General features: G+C 41.2%; 16 protein-coding genes, 1 tRNA gene and 1 riboswitch. Of the genes, 13 read left to right on the top strand and 4 right to left on the bottom strand.

What is annotated here, in order from left to right; all coding sequences use genetic code 11:
• Positions 1-47 precede the first annotated feature (47 nt).
• On the top strand, positions 48-257 hold the full coding sequence (locus I6F65_RS12705; RefSeq protein ID WP_002960797.1) for a hypothetical protein: 210 nt from the start codon (positions 48-50) through the stop codon (positions 255-257).
• Positions 258-265: 8 nt separating this feature from the next.
• Here I6F65_RS12705 and epmB read toward each other — a convergent pair whose 3' ends face one another.
• Entirely contained in the window at positions 266-1,279 is a 1,014-nt protein-coding gene (epmB, locus tag I6F65_RS12700) for an EF-P beta-lysylation protein EpmB (protein WP_029880356.1), read from the bottom strand.
• Positions 1,280-1,320: 41 nt separating this feature from the next.
• On the opposite strand from epmB, the gene efp reads away from it, so the two are divergent.
• Both efp and epmA read left to right on the top strand, forming a co-directional pair.
• Positions 1,321-1,887 (top strand): elongation factor P, encoded by a 567-nt coding sequence (gene efp / locus I6F65_RS12695; protein WP_024609725.1) that lies wholly within the window; start codon positions 1,321-1,323, stop codon positions 1,885-1,887.
• 56 nt (positions 1,888-1,943) lie between these two features.
• Positions 1,944-2,918 (top strand): elongation factor P--(R)-beta-lysine ligase, encoded by a 975-nt coding sequence (gene epmA, locus I6F65_RS12690; protein ID WP_197113148.1) that lies wholly within the window; start codon positions 1,944-1,946, stop codon positions 2,916-2,918.
• Between the two features lie 549 nt (positions 2,919-3,467).
• On the opposite strand, the gene I6F65_RS12685 is transcribed toward epmA, so the two are convergent.
• The gene (locus tag I6F65_RS12685) at positions 3,468-5,585 is read right to left on the bottom strand and encodes a TonB-dependent receptor (protein WP_197113146.1); all 2,118 of its coding nucleotides are present in this window, start codon (positions 5,583-5,585) and stop codon (positions 3,468-3,470) included.
• An 84-nt stretch (positions 5,586-5,669) separates the two neighbouring features.
• Between I6F65_RS12685 and I6F65_RS12680 the strand changes: the two genes are divergently transcribed.
• The 8 genes from I6F65_RS12680 to I6F65_RS12645 all read left to right on the top strand — a co-directional run bounded on the left by I6F65_RS12680 (position 5,670) and on the right by I6F65_RS12645 (position 13,437).
• Positions 5,670-6,068: a thioesterase family protein gene (locus I6F65_RS12680; protein WP_024613059.1), complete on the top strand. Its 399-nt coding sequence runs from the start codon at positions 5,670-5,672 to the stop codon at positions 6,066-6,068.
• Positions 6,069-6,193: 125 nt separating this feature from the next.
• Entirely contained in the window at positions 6,194-6,592 is a 399-nt protein-coding gene (locus I6F65_RS12675) for an META domain-containing protein (protein ID WP_331461421.1), read from the top strand.
• Positions 6,593-6,699: 107 nt separating this feature from the next.
• A riboswitch (TPP riboswitch) is annotated at positions 6,700-6,814 on the top strand.
• 143 nt (positions 6,815-6,957) lie between these two features.
• A complete protein-coding gene (thiC, locus tag I6F65_RS12670) occupies positions 6,958-8,910 on the top strand; it encodes a phosphomethylpyrimidine synthase ThiC (RefSeq protein ID WP_166114447.1) in 1,953 nt (650 codons plus the stop codon).
• A 130-nt stretch (positions 8,911-9,040) separates the two neighbouring features.
• On the top strand, positions 9,041-10,051 hold the full coding sequence (locus tag I6F65_RS12665) for an FAD-dependent oxidoreductase (RefSeq protein ID WP_197113144.1): 1,011 nt from the start codon (positions 9,041-9,043) through the stop codon (positions 10,049-10,051).
• Positions 10,052-10,058: 7 nt separating this feature from the next.
• Complete coding sequence (thiS, locus tag I6F65_RS12660; RefSeq protein WP_197113143.1) at positions 10,059-10,253, top strand: sulfur carrier protein ThiS; 195 nt, start codon at positions 10,059-10,061, stop codon at positions 10,251-10,253.
• A gap of 5 nt (positions 10,254-10,258) precedes the next feature.
• Positions 10,259-11,053: a thiazole synthase gene (locus tag I6F65_RS12655; RefSeq protein WP_197113142.1), complete on the top strand. Its 795-nt coding sequence runs from the start codon at positions 10,259-10,261 to the stop codon at positions 11,051-11,053.
• Between the two features lie 78 nt (positions 11,054-11,131).
• Entirely contained in the window at positions 11,132-12,667 is a 1,536-nt protein-coding gene (gene thiE, locus I6F65_RS12650) for a thiamine phosphate synthase (RefSeq protein WP_197113141.1), read from the top strand.
• Positions 12,668-12,687: 20 nt separating this feature from the next.
• The gene (locus I6F65_RS12645) at positions 12,688-13,437 is read left to right on the top strand and encodes a ThiF family adenylyltransferase (RefSeq protein ID WP_197113140.1); all 750 of its coding nucleotides are present in this window, start codon (positions 12,688-12,690) and stop codon (positions 13,435-13,437) included.
• A gap of 1,167 nt (positions 13,438-14,604) precedes the next feature.
• On the opposite strand, the gene asd is transcribed toward I6F65_RS12645, so the two are convergent.
• Entirely contained in the window at positions 14,605-15,471 is an 867-nt protein-coding gene (gene asd, locus I6F65_RS12640) for an archaetidylserine decarboxylase (RefSeq protein WP_197113139.1), read from the bottom strand.
• Between the two features lie 14 nt (positions 15,472-15,485).
• Positions 15,486-16,544, bottom strand: coding sequence for a small ribosomal subunit biogenesis GTPase RsgA (gene rsgA, locus I6F65_RS12635; protein WP_197113138.1), 1,059 nt, complete (start codon positions 16,542-16,544; stop codon positions 15,486-15,488).
• A gap of 121 nt (positions 16,545-16,665) precedes the next feature.
• On the opposite strand from rsgA, the gene orn reads away from it, so the two are divergent.
• Positions 16,666-17,211 carry an oligoribonuclease gene (gene orn, locus I6F65_RS12630; protein ID WP_024613049.1) on the top strand — a complete coding sequence of 182 codons (546 nt, stop codon included), beginning with the start codon at positions 16,666-16,668 and terminating at the stop codon, positions 17,209-17,211.
• A 336-nt stretch (positions 17,212-17,547) separates the two neighbouring features.
• Positions 17,548-17,620 (top strand) — tRNA-Gly (locus I6F65_RS12625).
• Positions 17,621-17,622: the final 2 nt, after the last annotated feature.

The raw sequence follows: 17,622 nt of genomic DNA, 5'->3' as shown, positions 1-17,622 counted from the left end.
ATTGCCGACATAATACTTGGATTACATTTAAAAGTCAGGTTTGTTATATGAATATATCAGGCACAAGTTTACCCGCTGTTTCTGGCTCAGGCCAAGGCAGTGAGCTTTACAGCGCTGCTTTATCTAAAAAGCAGCAATTAGCAGATGGCGCGGCGGCTCTTGCACTTATTGAAGGTGCTGCACAATCGTCAAGTGCGCAAACACCGGCTAAATCGGTAACTGCATCATTGGGTAATAACGTAAATATATACGTTTAAATGCTAGCTTAAATTAGCTTAAGATCGATAGGTGTTTTGCTTTTTTGACCACCTATTTCTCTTACTAATTTAGGCACTAAAAATCCAGGCAGAGCTTTTAATAGCTCTGCCATTATTTCAATTGCTTGTGCTTCGTTAATATCAAAGTGGCTCGCCCCTTCAACTTTATCAAGTAAATATAAATAATATGGCAATACGTCTGCATCAAATAATGCTTCGCTTAGGTTTATTTGCGCATCAACGGTGTCGTTTATATCTTTTAAAATAACAGCCTGGTTTAAAAGCGTAACGCCTGCAACTTTAAGTTTTTGCATTGCGGCTTTAAAGTCAGCGTCTATTTCGTTGGCGTGGTTTATGTGATTAATAAAAATAATTTTTAATGGCGATTTTGCTAATCGCTCACATAACTCATCGGTAACTCGCGCAGGAATAACCACTGGCAAACGGCTATGAATTCGCATTCGTTTAATTTGTGGTAATTGCTCAAGCTCATCTAAAAACCAGCTTATTGCATCATCTTTTGCCATAAGTGGATCGCCACCACTTAAAATTACTTCGTTAATATCAGCATCTGATTTTATATAGCTCAGTGTTTCAAGCAGACTTTTTTTATTGAGCTGATTTTCTTGATACGGAAAATGCCTTCTAAAACAGTAACGACAATTTACAGCACAGCCGGTTTTAAACATGACCAAAACACGTGATTTATACTTATGTAAAAGGCCAGGTTGGTCGTTATCTTGCTCAAGTAGGGGATCTTTATTAAAACCCGATTTAGTTAAAAACTCTTGATGACGTGGCATTACTTGCAGCAAAAGGGGATCGTTTGGATCGCCTTTGCGTATTTTTTTTATAAAAGGGATAGGCACGCGTACCGGAAATAAACTACGGGCTTTTAGGTCGTTTTCATGGACTTGGCTCGATAAACCGACCATTTCAAGCAAGGTTTTTGGGCAGGTAACTACATTTGCTAATTCTTTTTGCCAGTTTTTATGCAAATTTGCTTCATTTCTTTGTATCATTGGCACGTAGATTACTCGAAAAAATATAAATAGAGGAAACGATGGCGAATTATAGCACCAACGAGTTCAAGGGCGGCCTAAAAATTATGATGGACGGCGAGCCTTGCAGTATCTTAGAAAATGAAATGGTAAAACCTGGTAAAGGTCAGGCGTTTAACCGTGTTCGTATCCGTAAACTTATCTCTGGTAAGGTGCTTGAAAAAACCTTTAAATCGGGTGAATCAGTTGAAGGTGCTGATGTAATGGATACAGATTTAGCGTATCTATACACAGACGGCGAATTTTGGCATTTCATGAACAACGAATCATTTGAGCAAATTGCCGCTGACGAAAAAGCACTAGGCGATGCAGTAAAATGGTTAGTTGAAAATGACCTATGTACAATTACATTATGGAATGGCAGCCCTATTGCAGTTACTCCACCTAACTTTGTTGAGCTTGAGATCACTGAAACAGATCCTGGTCTTAAAGGTGATACAGCGGGCACTGGCGGTAAACCAGCAACGCTTAGTACTGGTGCTGTAGTACGAGTTCCATTATTCGTACAAATTGGCGAAGTAATTAAAGTAGACACTCGTAACGGTGAATACGTAAGCCGTGTTAAGTAACACTTAACTCAGCTTAATAAATCCCAGCTTACGCTGGGATTTTTTTTGGAGAAAATATGTCAGCAGATCTTTGGGCACCTAGCGCAAGTATTGAAACACTAAAGCAACGTGCAGCAATATTACGTCGCATTCGTGAGTTTTTTTATGCGCGTGATGTTTTAGAAGTAGAAACGCCAAGTTTGAGTGGTGCGAGTGTAACCGACGTGCACTTAGCCAGTTTTAATACCACATTTGTAGGTCCAGGGCACGCTGATGGACTTTCATTGTTTTTACAAACATCTCCAGAGTTTGCTATGAAGCGCTTGTTAGCGGCAGGCTCAGGCGCTATTTTTCAGCTTTGTAAAGCATTTAGAAATGAAGAAGCGGGTAGTCATCATAATCCAGAATTTACTATGCTGGAATGGTATCGCCCAGGCTTTGATGAATTTGCTTTAATGGATGAAATGGATGAACTAATGCAGCTCGTTTTAGGTGTAGAGCCGGCAACAAGGCTTACTTATCAGCAAGCGTTTGAACAAGCATTAGGGCTCGATCCGTTAACAGCAAACATAGAGCAATTAAAGCAACTTGCCTGTGAGCAAGGATTTGCTGATATAGCCAAAAACGAAACGCATAAAGACACTTTGCTACAATTATTGTTTTGTATGAAGCTAGAGCCAACGATAGGGCAAGAAAAACCGTGTTTTGTTTATCATTTTCCAGCTTCTCAAGCGGCACTTGCACAAATTTGTGAACACGATGCACGCGTAGCAGGGCGCTTTGAGCTTTATTATAAAAATATGGAATTAGCGAATGGTTTTAACGAACTCACTAATGCCAGCGAGCAAGCTAAACGGTTTAACGACGATAACGAATATCGGGCTAATAACGGTTTAAAGCAAGTGCCAATGGATACGCGTTTAATTAAAGCGCTAGAGCATGGGTTACCGCAATGCGCAGGTGTTGCTTTGGGGATTGATAGGCTTGTAATGCTAGCAACCAATAAACAAAAAATTAAAGACGTAATTGCGTTTGACGTGCAAAGAGCGTGATGCTTTGCCTGTAGGCGCAAGTAGCAAACTTGTAGGTGCGAATTTATTTCACGCTCGTGTAACTTGGCTTTAATATTTTAAAAAGTAAAAAGCGAGGTATAAAACCTCACCTACAATAAAAATGTAGACCCGAACCGTAGGTGCGAATTTATTTCACGCTCGTGTAACTTGGCTTTAATATTTTAAAAAGCAAAAAGCGAGGTATGAAACCTCACCTACAATAAAAATCAAACCCAACAACATACGCCAAACCTGTAGGTGCGAATTTACTTCGCGCTCGTGTAATTTAACTTTATAAAAAGCGAGGTATAAAACCTCACCTACAATAAAAATCAAACCTACAATAAAAATCAAACCTACAATAAAAATCAAACCCAACAACATACGCCAAACCTGTAGGTGCGAATTTATTTCGCGCTCGTGTAATTTAACTTTATAAAAAGCGAGGTATAAAACCTCACCTATAAATAAAAAACACCGCGTTTAAATTAAACGCGGTGTTTTTTATTACTTGCTGAAAGCTTTCATTTGAAAGCCAACTGCTGTGTTTTACAGATTAAGCGTAAACGTGACACCTGCTACGCGAGGTTCACCTAGTTGTGTGTATGTATGCGTTGCGTAACCATCTTGTGGGTCATTACCAAATTCAAAACCACGAGTAGGTACTGTTTCGTCAAACACGTTACGAGCCCATGCACGTACTGCCCACATATCAGCTTCGTAGCCAAAGCTTAAATTAACTAAGTTGCTGTTTGGTGCTTGTGAGTTGTGGCTATCAGAGAAGTAGTAATTATCTTTACCTTCAACACCAATCATACCGTAAAGCTCACTTGTAAAGTTATAGCGAGCAGTAAAAGCATATTGATATTTAGGCGATTGTGCTTGTTCGCGACCATCTTGATTTAAGCCAGACTGCGTTACAAAATCATCTATTTCTGTTTCTAAGTAACCAGCGCTGCCGGTAACAAATAAGTTATCAGTTACTTGGTAACTACCTTCAATTTCAAGTCCGTAGTTACTGCCAGAGCTTGCGTTATCAACATAACCGGTAAATTGCTGACCTTCTACTTGCCATGCTTTTAACTGGATGTCGTCGCGGTGCATGTAAAATGCAGCTAAGCGAAGCGTAAATTTGTCATCAAGTGATGAGCCTTTAACACCAAATTCACCACTCCATAAATACTCAGGATCAAAACTAGTATGTTGTTGGAAAAAGTCAGCGCTTAGGTTCAAGCCTTCATCTTTAGCTTTCGCTAGTGCTTCTGAGTTAATACCGCCGGCTTTGTAGCCACGGGTTATGCTGGTGTAGATCATGGTACGATCAATTACTTGATATTCTAGAGCAATTTTACCGCCAACCATTACATCGTCAGTATCTTCTATAAAGCCGTTACTATCGGTGTAGTCACCTTGGTATTGCTCAACACGTAAACCAGTAATTAATGTCGTTTTAGGACCAATTGGTGTTGCTACTTGACCATATACAGCAATATTGCTGGTTTCGTATGTTGATGTAAATGGGCTTGCTAGCCACGTGTATTGGCGTTCTAAATCTACATCACGGCTTTGGTAATAAATACCGGCAACCCAATTACCCGTTTTAGAATTAAATTGTAGGTCGACTGATTGATCATCGCGATCGCGGCTGTAAAGATCTGTTGAGCTGTATCCATCAGGATGTAAACCAGCAGCACATAACTGTGGCTCACTTGCATCATTACATACCCAGTCTTCATCAAAGCTATAAAGTAACTCGGTATCAATGGCTGATAAATTTAGATTTACATCGAATGCATCAAGACCGGTGTAGGTATTAGCGAGACCAATTGCGTAGCTTTCTTGATTATCTTGACCAGGCTCATCGGCAACACTGTTGCGACTGTTATCGAGAGTGAACGCATCGTAGCCGTTATTAATATCGATGTAGTGAAGGTTTAATTCGGTATGTAAATCAGCTGTGAGTTGGCTGTTTAATTTGAAACGCGCTACTTGTTCGTCTTGCTGTTGAGTTTCGTCGTCTAAATATAGGTTATCTACATAACCATCTGACTTTCTTCTAAAGTAACTAACGCGAGCGCTTGTATCGTCGGTTAAGCCTGTACTTGCTGCAAGACCTGCTTCTCGGCTGTTATAAGTGCCTGCGCCTACCTGTAATTTTAAGCTAGGATCGTTTGTTGCCTTAGCTGACTGCATTTGGATCATACCTGCCATGCCGTCTGCGCCAAAGCGTGTACCTTGCGGCCCGCGATAAATTTCTACTTGGTCAATATCAAATAATAACGAGCTGCCACCAAGGCCTGAATAGTTAATACCATCAATAACTAAACCCACTGATGGATTGATCGGATCTACAAATTGTGAACGAAGTCCCACGCCACGAATTTGAATATAACGACCACGCGATGCCCCCGATGCAAAATTAACATTGGCAGCACTGCCTAAAATTTCATCTAAGTAACTTGCACCACGTTGATTAATTTCGTCTTCACTGAATAAGCTTGCACTAGCGCTTAAAGTTTGAATGCTTTCTCGTTGGAAATCGCCGGTAACAACAATTTTTTCTAGGTCGCTATCATCAGCGTGAGCTACAAGTGGTGCACCGAACAGCGGCAATATTGCTGCGGTAATTAAAGACAAACGTAAGTTCATTGGGTTACTTAACTCCATTTTAGGGACTCGTATGGTAGCAATTATTTCAACACATATGCTATAAACGCGGCAATTATACGTTAAATAATCAGGATTACTAATATGACCTTTAAAGTAGACTTTAAAGTACGTGATTACGAATGTGACTTACAAGGTATTGTAAACAACAGTGTATATTTTAATTATTTAGAACACGCTCGCCATGAGTTTTTATACGCACATGGAGTTGATTTTGCTCAACTTACAAAAGATAAAATTCACCTTGTTGTTATGCGCAGTGAAATGGATTATAAACACTCACTATTACCGAGTGATGAATTTTATGTTGTTGTAGAGCCTTTGCGTATTAGCCGTTTAAAGTTTGGTTTTAAGCAAACGATAGTTCGTAAGCACGATGAAAAAGTAATGCTTAATGCATTAGTAATAGGAACTGCGGTTAATGAAAAAGGACGACCTTTTTTACCGGAGCAAATAAATAACGTGTTCAAAACTACAACTTAATGATTAAAAGAACAACTTTTAAACTATCATAGAACAAAATTTACATTTAAAACATGCATTATTAACGGATAAATCGCATAAATATTGTTATTATTAAAGTAATTATACAATGAGTTAGCAATAGTATGAAATTAGCAGCAATACCGATGCTTGTAATCGGTTTGTGTGTTGGTTGCGCATCGACAGGGACGGTTACTAGTGAGCAGCTTAAATACACGCAATGGCAATTATCACGTGTAGATGGTTTAGCAATTCCGCCTTCTTTTAATGCCTCAATGAGTTTTATTGAAGCGCTACAAGTAAATGGTTTTGCTGGGTGTAATAAGTTTTTTGGTGAAGGTGAGCTTGAAGAGAGTAGCCTAACTGTAAACAAAATTGGTATGACTAGAAAGTCGTGCGGCGAAGAACTTGATGAGTTTGAGCAACAGTTGTTAAAAGCGCTTAAACAAGGTGCAGAGCTTAAAATGCAAGACCAACAATTAGTCATGCAAGGCGAGCAAACATTTGTGTTTATTCCTAAATAATTTTGAATTTTTGAAAAACAGCCCCTTGCGGGCAATTTTTAACTGACGTACACTCAGCGCAGATTTGATGGATAGTATTTTCAAATCAACGAACAGAATTTATATATCAATACTTGTCGGAGTGCCAAAGCTAAGTAATTAGTTTGTGGCTGAGATCGCGAAAGCGGGATCCGTGAACCTGATCAGGTTAATACCTGCGTAGGGAACAAGCTGCCTAAAATGGGACGCTTGTGCGTCTTTTTTTATGCGCACAATAAAGTGATTTTAATTATTTTAGGCTGCAAAGTAGCATAAACGCTACTTTACGATCTTTCTCTATTCCTCGGAATATCTGGCAAGACAATCCTTAAGCAATGAGGTAAGTCATGTCAAATACTACAAATAAAGCGTCGCGCCGAGAAACTCGTGCTGCCGCGTCTGAATATATTTATAACTTAACGGGTCAACCGTTCCCAAACTCTCATAAAGTATACGTTGAAGGTGCTCAACCTGGCGTGCGCGTTGGTATGCGTGAAATTACATTAAGTGATACGTTTATTGGCGGTACAGATGAAAACCCTGTTTATGAGTCAAACGATCCGCTACGTGTTTACGATACGTCGGGTCCGTATACCGATCCTAATTTTGAACTAGACGTACGCAAAGGCTTACCAAAATTCCGTGAACAATGGATTGAAAGCCGTGGTGATACAGAAGTTTTAGAGTCAGTTACGTCGCAGTTTTCGCAGCAACGTATGGCAGATGAAGGGCTGGATCATATTCGGTTTGATCACCTTCCAAAAATTCGCCGTGGTAAAACAGGCAAAAACGTAACGCAAATGCATTACGCACGCCAAGGGATTATTACTCCTGAAATGGAATATGTAGCTGTTCGCGAAAATATGGGGCGTGCAGAAATTCGTAAAGAATTACTTGCGGCGCAGCATAAAGGCGAGTCGTTTGGCGCGAGTATTCCTGAATTTATCACTCCAGAATTTGTACGCGACGAAATAGCCCGTGGTCGCGCTATTTTACCAAACAATATTAATCACCCAGAAACAGAGCCTATGATTGTAGGTCGTAACTTTTTAGTAAAAGTTAACGCCAATATTGGTAATTCATCGGTCAGCTCATCTATTGAAGAAGAAGTAGAAAAAATGGTGTGGTCTACCCGCTGGGGCGCAGACACCGTAATGGACTTATCGACTGGGCGTTACATTCACGAAACCCGCGAATGGGTTGTACGTAACTCGCCTGTACCTATTGGCACAGTACCTATTTACCAGGCACTTGAAAAAGTAAACGGTGTGGCTGAAGATTTAACGTGGGAAATTTTTCGCGATACGCTTATTGAGCAAGCCGAGCAGGGTGTTGATTACTTTACTATTCATGCCGGTGTATTACTTCGTTATGTACCAATGACCGCTAAACGTGTAACCGGTATTGTGTCGCGCGGTGGCTCAATTATGGCTAAATGGTGTTTAGCGCATCATAAAGAAAACTTTTTATACACGCACTTTGAAGATATTTGCGAAATTTTAAAACAATACGATGTGTGTTTTTCATTAGGTGATGGGCTTCGCCCTGGTTCGATTGCTGATGCCAACGATGAAGCGCAGTTTAGTGAGCTACGTACATTAGGTGAACTGACTAAAATTGCGTGGAAGCACGACGTGCAGGTATTTATTGAAGGTCCAGGACATGTGCCAATGCACATGATTAAAGCCAATATGGACGAGCAATTAAAACATTGTGACGAAGCGCCATTTTATACATTAGGTCCGCTAACGACCGATATTGCACCAGGGTACGACCATATTACCTCAGGTATTGGTGCTGCTCAAATAGCATGGTACGGCTGTGCAATGCTTTGTTATGTAACACCTAAAGAGCATTTAGGTCTGCCAAATAAAGAAGATGTTAAAGAAGGCTTAATTACTTACAAAATAGCTGCACATGCCGCCGATTTAGCAAAAGGGCACCCAGGCGCGCAAGAGCGTGACAACGCATTGTCTAAAGCGCGCTTTGAGTTTAGATGGTACGACCAATTTAATATTGGTTTAGATCCAGACCGAGCTCGCGAGTATCACGACGAAACCCTTCCGCAAGAATCAGGTAAAGTTGCTCACTTTTGTTCTATGTGTGGTCCTAAATTTTGTTCAATGAAAATTAGCCAAGAAGTACGCGATTACGCTAAAGATCTCGAATCACGCGGTATTGATCCAAACAACGCTGGCGACGCTATTGAAATAAAAATGATTGATGTAGAAGCCGAAATGAAAGCTAAGTCAGCTGAGTTTAAGCAAACAGGCTCAGAGATTTACCACAAAGCGGTATAAAGTAATTATCGGCTAGAAGTTAGATATAAATGATAGATGAGATTTTATGCCTCGCTTTTTAATTGATTTTAGAGGCGCGAAGTAAATTCTCATCTACTTGTATTACTAATAACTGCTTTTGGAGGTTTTTATGTTTTATAACATTGCGGTGGTTGGGTTTGGTTTAGCGGGCAGGTTGGCAGCGCTTGGGCTAAGTAAACAGCACCAAGTGACTGTTTTTGAAGCGGACGACGAGCATACAAAAAATAGTGCGGGCAAAGTAGCTGCGGCAATGCTCGCCCCGCTTGCTGAGTCGGTGTTATGCGAGGCTGATTTAGCTTTAATGGGTCTTGATTCAATGAAGCGCTGGCCCGGCATTATTGCTGAGCTTGAAAGTGACGTTTTTTTTCAGCAGCAAGGCACTTTGGTAATTGCGCATCAGCAAGATAAAGGCGATTTACAAAGCTTTGCACAACGTATAAAACCGTTAGCTGGTTATACTGCTGAGCATGTGAATACCCAGCAAATTACAATGCTTGAACCTGAACTTGCAGGGCGTTTTAATCAAGGTCTATTTTTACCCTGCGAGGGACAAATAGATAACCAAGCATTTTATAAAGCCAGTTTTACACAGCTCAATAAACGCAAAGTAAAATTTGTATTTAATCAGCGCGTAACCATTAGCGACAACAAAATAAACAATCGACCATTCGATTACATTATAGATTGTCGTGGGCTTGGTGCTAAAAATACTCAAAGTGATAAACCGCTTAGAGGCGTGCGTGGCGAAGTAGCAAGGTTATACGCACCAGAGGTCAGTTTAACGCGACCAGTGCGTTTAATGCACCCGCGTTATCCAATTTATATAGCGCCTAAACCCAATAATGAATATGTAATAGGTGCGACTGAAATAGAGTCACAAGACAGCGGCGCGGCAACAGTGCGCTCAACTCTTGAGTTACTTTCAGCGGCTTATACCGTACACAGCGGATTTGCCGAAGCACGACTACTTAATATTCAAACCGGATTGCGGCCCGCATTTAGTGATAACCGCCCAGAAGTATCACAAGTTGGCAGTGTAATTAGCATTAATGGATTGTATCGCCATGGTTATATGTTGGCGCCAGCATTAGTAGCTGAAGTAATTTCACGAATAGAGTGAGAATAAAATGAACATTACAATTAATGGTGAGCTACTTAATGTTAATAGCAAAGCACTCGTTGAGGTACTTCAAAGTTTTGGTGCAGTCGCGCCTTTTGCTGTGGCTGTTAATGGCGAATTTATTCCACAAAGTCAGCACGGTAACTATGTACTTAATAAAGGCGACAATATTGAGCTATTGTCGCCTATTCAAGGCGGATAAGGCTTATGCAAACTAAAGACTGTTTAAATATTTATGGAGAGAAAATAAAGAGTCGCTTATTAATAGGCTCTGCGCTCTACCCATCGCCCGACATTATGACCCAATCGATAGTCGCCTCTGGGGCTGAAATTGTAACCGTCTCGCTTAGGCGCCAGCAAAGTGCAGCAGCCGGTGATGACTTTTGGCAGTTAATAAAAAATACAGGTTTAAAAATACTCCCTAATACCGCAGGGTGTCACAGTGTTAAAGAAGCTATAACGCTTGCAAAAATGTGCCGAGAGGTATTTGCCACCGATTGGATAAAGCTAGAGCTGATTGGCGATGATTACAATTTACAACCAGATCCTTTTGCATTGCTTGAAGCGACAAAAATATTGATTGATGATGGCTTTAAAGTATTGCCTTATTGCACCGATGACTTAGTACTTTGCCAGCGTTTAAATGAGCTAGGTTGTGAGGTGCTTATGCCATGGGGAGCACCAATAGGCACCGGTAAGGGATTGTTAAATAGCTATAATTTAAAAACTATTCGAGAACGCCTACCTGATACCACATTGATAGTAGATGCTGGTTTAGGTTTGCCATCACATGCCTGCCAAGCACTCGAAATGGGGTATGATGCGGTATTATTAAATTCAGCCATTGCAGGTGCTGGCTGCCCAATCACTATGAGCCGCGCATTTAAAGCCGCAGTTGAAGCAGGGCGCTTTGCATACAAAGCAAAAGCGATGCCTGAAAAAGACGTTGCAGCTCCATCAACCCCAACAATGGGCATGCCATTTTGGCACCAAGAAAAATAGCAGTTTTATTAAAAATATGAGCATTTTATCTAATTAAATAGCTCGTTAGTTCAATGTAATCGCTGTGAGGAGACAAATATGAATAACGTAGTATGGACAATTGCCGGCTCTGATTCTGGCGGCGGTGCAGGCATTCAAGCAGACATAAAAGCAATGCAAAGTTTTGGTGTACATGGGTGTACTGCTATTACAGCATTGACTGCGCAAAATAGTTTAGGTGTAGAAGCTATTAATGCAGTGTCAACTGAGATTATTGAATCGCAGTTACTTGCACTCGAAAAAGACATGAAAGCCAAAGTGATAAAAATTGGCATGTTAGCCAACGTGCAGCAAATTCAGTTAATCAGCGAGCATATAAGTCATTATAAAGCTAAATGGCCAGTGCCTCCCGTTATTGTATATGACCCTGTCGCTATTGCCTCAAGCGGTGACTTACTAACAGAAGAAGACACGGTAAGCGCAATAAAAGAATGTTTACTGCCGCTGGTAGATGTAATAACTCCAAACACACACGAAACACAGTTATTAACCGGTGTGTATTTAATTGGTCCGACTGCAATAAAAGAAGCGGCTAATAAGTTATTAAGCTGGGGCGCTAAAGCCGTTGTTATTAAAGGCGGACATTGGGATTACCCAAGTGGCTACTGCATTGATTATTGTATTGATAGTAATATGCAAAATGGTGAAGAATACTGGTTAGGCAACCAAAAAATACAAACACCGCATAACCACGGCACCGGATGTAGCATGGCTTCGGTCATTGCTGCGTGTTTAGCTAAAGACTACCCATTAAAAGATGCATTTATTTTAGCTAAAGCGTATATAAACCAAGGACTAAAACAGTCTGTTCGATACGGCGAGGGGATTGGGCCGGTTGCTCAGACCTCGTTCCCCACTAATTTAGCTGACTACCCACAAGTAATTGAGCCAGGTAGCTGGCTGGGCGATGAACTAGATTTTGATGTGCCGCTTGATTTTAATATGGCTGCTGATTTTTCACCTTGTGAAAGTAAATCGCTTGGTTTATATGCGGTTGTAGATAGTACCGATTGGCTAGAAAAATGCTTACAACAAGGCATTAAAACAGCGCAGTTACGCGTTAAAAATAAAACGCAAGACGAGCTTGATGAGCTCATTAAGCAAGCTGTTGAGCTGGGCAAGCAATACAACGCACAGGTTTTTATAAACGACTACTGGCAGTTAGCTATTAAGCACGGTGCATATGGCGTGCATTTAGGACAAGAGGATTTAGAGATTGCTAATTTAGCCGCTATTAAAGACGCTGGGTTAAGGCTTGGGCTTTCTACCCATGGCTTTTATGAAATGCTGCGTGCTCATAATTATCGCCCTAGTTACATGGCATTTGGTGCTATTTACCCAACCACCACGAAAGACATGACAGGCCAAATACAAGGTCTTGAAAAGCTGATTAAATTTGTACCGCTTATGCAAAGCTATCCAACAGTGGCGATAGGCGGTATTGATTTAAGCCGTGCTGAGCAGGTAGCTAAAACCGGCGTAGGCAGTGTTGCCGTAGTGCGTGCGATTACCGAGGCTGATAATTACGTAGAGGCTATAAGCGCTCTGCAAGTAGCCATAAGTACTGCGTATTAATACTAACAAGGTCAGTAAAAGTGAATGAGCTAAGCGATAAAGAAACCCTACGTTACAGTCGCCATTTATTGCTTGAAGAAGTTGGGCTTGAAGGGCAGTTAGCACTTAAATCCTCAACGGTTGCAGTCGTGGGTGCTGGCGGGTTAGGTAGTCCTGCACTTTTATATTTAGCCGCTGCGGGTGTTGGAACGCTTATTTTAATTGATGATGACGAAGTTGAGCTTTCAAACTTACAGCGTCAAGTGCTTTATAAAATAAACCACTTAGGGCAAAACAAGGTGGCTGCAGCGGGTAAAATATTAGCGAGTCTTAATAATCAAATAAAAATAGTAACGCATTGCCAAAAGTTAGATAAGAGTAATGCAGCTAACATGCTAAAAGGTGCTGACATCGTACTTGATTGCTCTGATAACTTTAGCACTCGCTATTGCGTTAATCGTTATTGTATTGCTAATAAAACACCGTTAATTTCGGGTGCTGCATTGGCAACTAAAGGGCAGTTAATGGGCTTTGATTTTAGGCAAAATGATAGCCCGTGCTATGGCTGTGTTTTTCCACAAAGTGAAGCTACACCAGTTATAAATTGCAGTAACGCAGGAGTAATTAGCCCGCTACTTGGTGTAATAGGCTCTATGCAGGCGCAACTTACGCTTAACTTATTGCTGGGGCATGCAGAGGGGGGCGTGTTTATAACCTTTGATGCGCTCACCTTAAAACAACAGCACTTTAAAGTGATTAAAGATTTAGAGTGTAAAGAGTGTGGAAAATAGGTTTTTGAGGGGCTTGTGCCTGTTATTACATGCGGCGTTAAAAAACTAAAAGCTGACGCTTTTAACGTGAGCAAGCTCTACGTCTACAACACAGCGCGTTTCACGTCAAATTCGATATAACAAACGCCGTAGACGCACAGCTTGCTGGCGTGATGGAGGGAGCCTATAAAAATATAAATGGTGTAACCTTCAAGTAGGTATAAGCTAAAAGCTGACGCTTTTAACGTGAGCAAGCTCTACGTCTACAACACAGCGTTTCACGTCAAGTTCGATGTAACAAACGCCGTAGACGCACAGCTTGCTGGCGTGATGGGCGAAGCCTATAAAAATATAAACGGTGTAGCCTAGCCTGCAAGTAGATATAAGCTGACGCTTTTAACGTGAGCAAGCTCTACGTCTACAACACAGCGTTTCACGTCAAATTCGATGTAATAAACGCCGTAGACGCACAGCTTGCTAGCGTGATGAGCGAAGCCCATAAAAATATAAACGGTGCAGCCTGCAAGTAGATATAAACTAAAAGCTGACGCTTTTAACGTGAGCAAGTTCTACGTCTACAACACAGCGTTTCACGTCAAATTCGATGTAATAAACACCGTAGACGCACAGCTTGCTGGCGTTATGGGGGAAGCCCATAAAAATATAAACTGTGCAGCCTGCAAGTAGGTATAAACTAAAAGCTGCGCTTTTAACGTGAGCAAGCTCTACGTCTACAACACAGCGCGTTTCACGTCAAATTCGATGTAATAAACACCGTAGACGCACAGCTTGCTGGCGTTATGGGGGAAGCCCATAAAAATATAAACGGTGCAGCCTGCAAGTAGGTATAAGCTAAAAGCAGCGCTTTTAACGTGAGCAAGCTCTACGTCTACAACACAGCGCGTTTCATGTCAAATTCGATGTAATAAACACCGTAGACGCACAGCTTGCTGGCGTTATGGGGGAAGCCCATAAAAATATAAACGGTGCAGCCTGCAAGTAGGTATAAGCTAAAAGCAGCGCTTTTAACGTGAGCAAGCTCTACGTCTACAACACAGCGCGTTTCATGTCAAATTCGATGTAATAAACACCGTAGACGCACAGCTTGCTGGCGTGATGGGCTACGTCTACAACAAAAAACCGCGTTAATTAAACGGGGTTTTTTTGATTTCTAATTAACGATTGATTTTAGTCGTTAATTTTTGCAAACGCAGTACCTAAGCGAGTAACCACTTCTGGTAATTGATCGTCCAGTATTTCAGCTTTATCAGCACCCCATGCAAGTACCACAGTAGAGCCTAATTTAAAGCGACCCATTTCGTCACCCTTTTTAAGCGTGATAGCGTTATCGCCAGTGGTTGGGTATTTCCAACTAAATACATCACTACCTGCTGGTGGCGTTACTGTACCTGCCCAAATAGTTTCTATACTTGCCACTATTGTTGCGCCAACAAGCACCATAGCAAGCGGACCAATTTCAGTTTCAAAAATTGCTACTACACGTTCGTTACGTGCAAACAAGTTAGGCACGTTTTGCGCTGTAAGCGGATTCACTGAAAATAAATCACCGGGTACGTAAATCATTTTACTTAGCGTACCATCAACTGGCATATGAATACGGTGGTAATCTTTTGGTGCTAAATAAATAGTCGCAAACTTACCGCCTAAAAACGGTATAGTGTCGTCTTGTGAGCCGCCCAATAGCGCTTGTAAGCTGTAATCGTGACCTTTAGCTTGTATTAGCTGTCCGTCAACAATATCGCCTAGCTGGCTGATTGCGCCATCCACTGGATGAATAATAATATTGCTATCTTCGACCATTGGACGCATGCCGTCTTTTAAAGGGCGAGTAAAAAATTCATTAAAGCTTTTATAATGAGCGGGATCTGGATATTGCGCTTCACTCATATCTACTTTGTATTGCTTAATAAATAGTTTAATTAACGTGGTGGTTAACGCACCCGCTTTAGCTGCGGCTAATTTACCCACCACGCGTGAAATAAAATGTTTTGGCATTGCATACTGCATTGCGATTTTAAATTTGTCTAAACTCACAGTTTTTTCCTAAATTATACGCGAGGCGCGCGAGAGCCTGCACGACCATCAGCCATTGTTTCTAAAATTCGGTGGTAGCTGTCAAAACGCAATTGCGAAATTTTTCCATCAGCGACAGCTTCTTTAACTATACAGCCCGGATCGTTTAAATGTTTACAGTCTCTAAAACGGCATCCGCCTATAAATTCTCTGAATTCTTTAAAGCACCACGTTACACGCTCAACATCTAAGTGCCATAACCCAAACTCACGAATTCCTGGTGAATCGATTAAGTTACCGCCACTTGGTAAGTGGTGGAGGCGCGATACAGTTGTAGTGTGCTGCCCTAAGCCACTGTTTTCAGATACTTCTTTAGTTAATATTGCTGCATCGGGTAGTACGGTATTAACTAGGGTAGATTTACCTACGCCACTTTGCCCAACAAAAATATTATTTTTCCCAACAAGTACTTCTTTTAATTCGTTTATACCTTCGCTCGATATATTACTAACAAGTAATACCTTGTAGTCGAGCCTACGGTATATATCGAGGATTTTATCTATTGCGGCAAGACCTTCAGCATCAATCAAATCAATTTTATTGAGCACTAAAATTGGCTCAATGCCCATATCTTCACAGGCAATTAAATAACGATCGATAATGCTAGGGGTAAATTCAGGTAATACAGCCGATACCATTAATATTTGGTCTATATTTGCTGCAATTACTTTTACGCCATCGTAAAAATCAGGGCGGGTAAGTTGTGAGCGACGCTCTTGCGTGGCTTCAATTACACCAGCTAAATCACCTTCGCTTACTTTTGCACGACGAAATAATACTTCATCGCCACACACTAAATTAGACACAGTACGGCGTATATTACAGCGAAGTACATCGCCATTTTCAGTTTCGACATCGGCATGCTGACCAAAACGACTAATTACAACGGCGCTTTCTACTTGACCTAAATTATCGGTTTGCCACTCTTGCGCCCCTTTTTTAGCCGGTTTTGCATCTGCGCTGTTAATACGCTTTTGATGGTTGGCCTTAATCTGACGAGATTGACCTTTACTTAATTTTTTCTGTTTTGCCACTGGAGGCCTATAACCTTAGTTAAATGTCGACTTTCCTAAAAAAAGCTTTAGCTCGACGTATGATGCTAATATGATATATCGAAATGCGTTGGATCTAAAGGAAAGCACCGCTTAGGTAATTATGACTATTAATAAATCAAATTTAATTTGGCTCGACCTTGAAATGACAGGGCTCGAACCCGAGACCGATAAAATACTCGAAATTGCGACTGTTGTCACTGACGCAGATTTGAATATATTAGCCGAAGGACCAACTATAGCTATTCATCAAAGTGATGAATTACTAAATGGTATGGACGAGTGGTGTACCACTCAGCACGGTAAGTCAGGTTTAACTGCTCGTTGTAAGGCAAGTACCTTTGATGAAGCCTATGCTGTAGAGCAAACTTTAGCGTTTTTAAAGCTATGGGTACCAGCTGGCGCTTCGCCAATGTGTGGTAACTCTATTGGGCAAGATAGACGCTTTATGAATAAGTATATGCGCGAACTTGAAGACTTTTTTCATTATCGAAATCTCGATGTAAGTACTATTAAAGAATTAGCGCGCCGTTGGAAGCCTGAAGTTCTTGCTCAAGTGAACAAAAAAGGCTCACATCTTGCTTTGGATGATATTATCGATTCGATTATGGAATTGAAGGTCTACAGAGAAAAGTTTTTTAATTTATAAAAAACACTTGCAAATAGAGCTCATTATTGTAGAATCCTGCCCCGCTCAAGACGATAACCCACGCGGGGTTAGTGTGTTTGAGTGATTGAATTACCATCAATAAATACGGTACTAGCTCAGTTGCTAGAATGTTGAACGCGACCTGTCGCGCACCAACGTAAAATAACTGAAGAAATAAAAGTGCGGTACTAGCTCAGTTGCTAGAATGTTGAACGCGACCTGTCGCGCACCAACGTAAAATAACTGAAGAAATAAAAATACGGTACTAGCTCAGTTGCTAGAATGTTGAACGCGACCTGTCGCGCACCAACGTAAGATAACTGAAGAAATAAAAATGCGGTACTAGCTCAGTTGGTAGAGCGCGACCTTGCCAAGGTCGAGGTCACGAGTTCGAGCCTCGTGTACCGCTCC

It is taken from the genome of Pseudoalteromonas sp. SWXJZ94C (assembly GCF_015864385.1).
In the GTDB taxonomy this organism is placed as follows: Bacteria; Pseudomonadota; Gammaproteobacteria; order Enterobacterales; family Alteromonadaceae; genus Pseudoalteromonas.
This window is presented reverse-complemented; position numbering and strand designations above follow the sequence as displayed.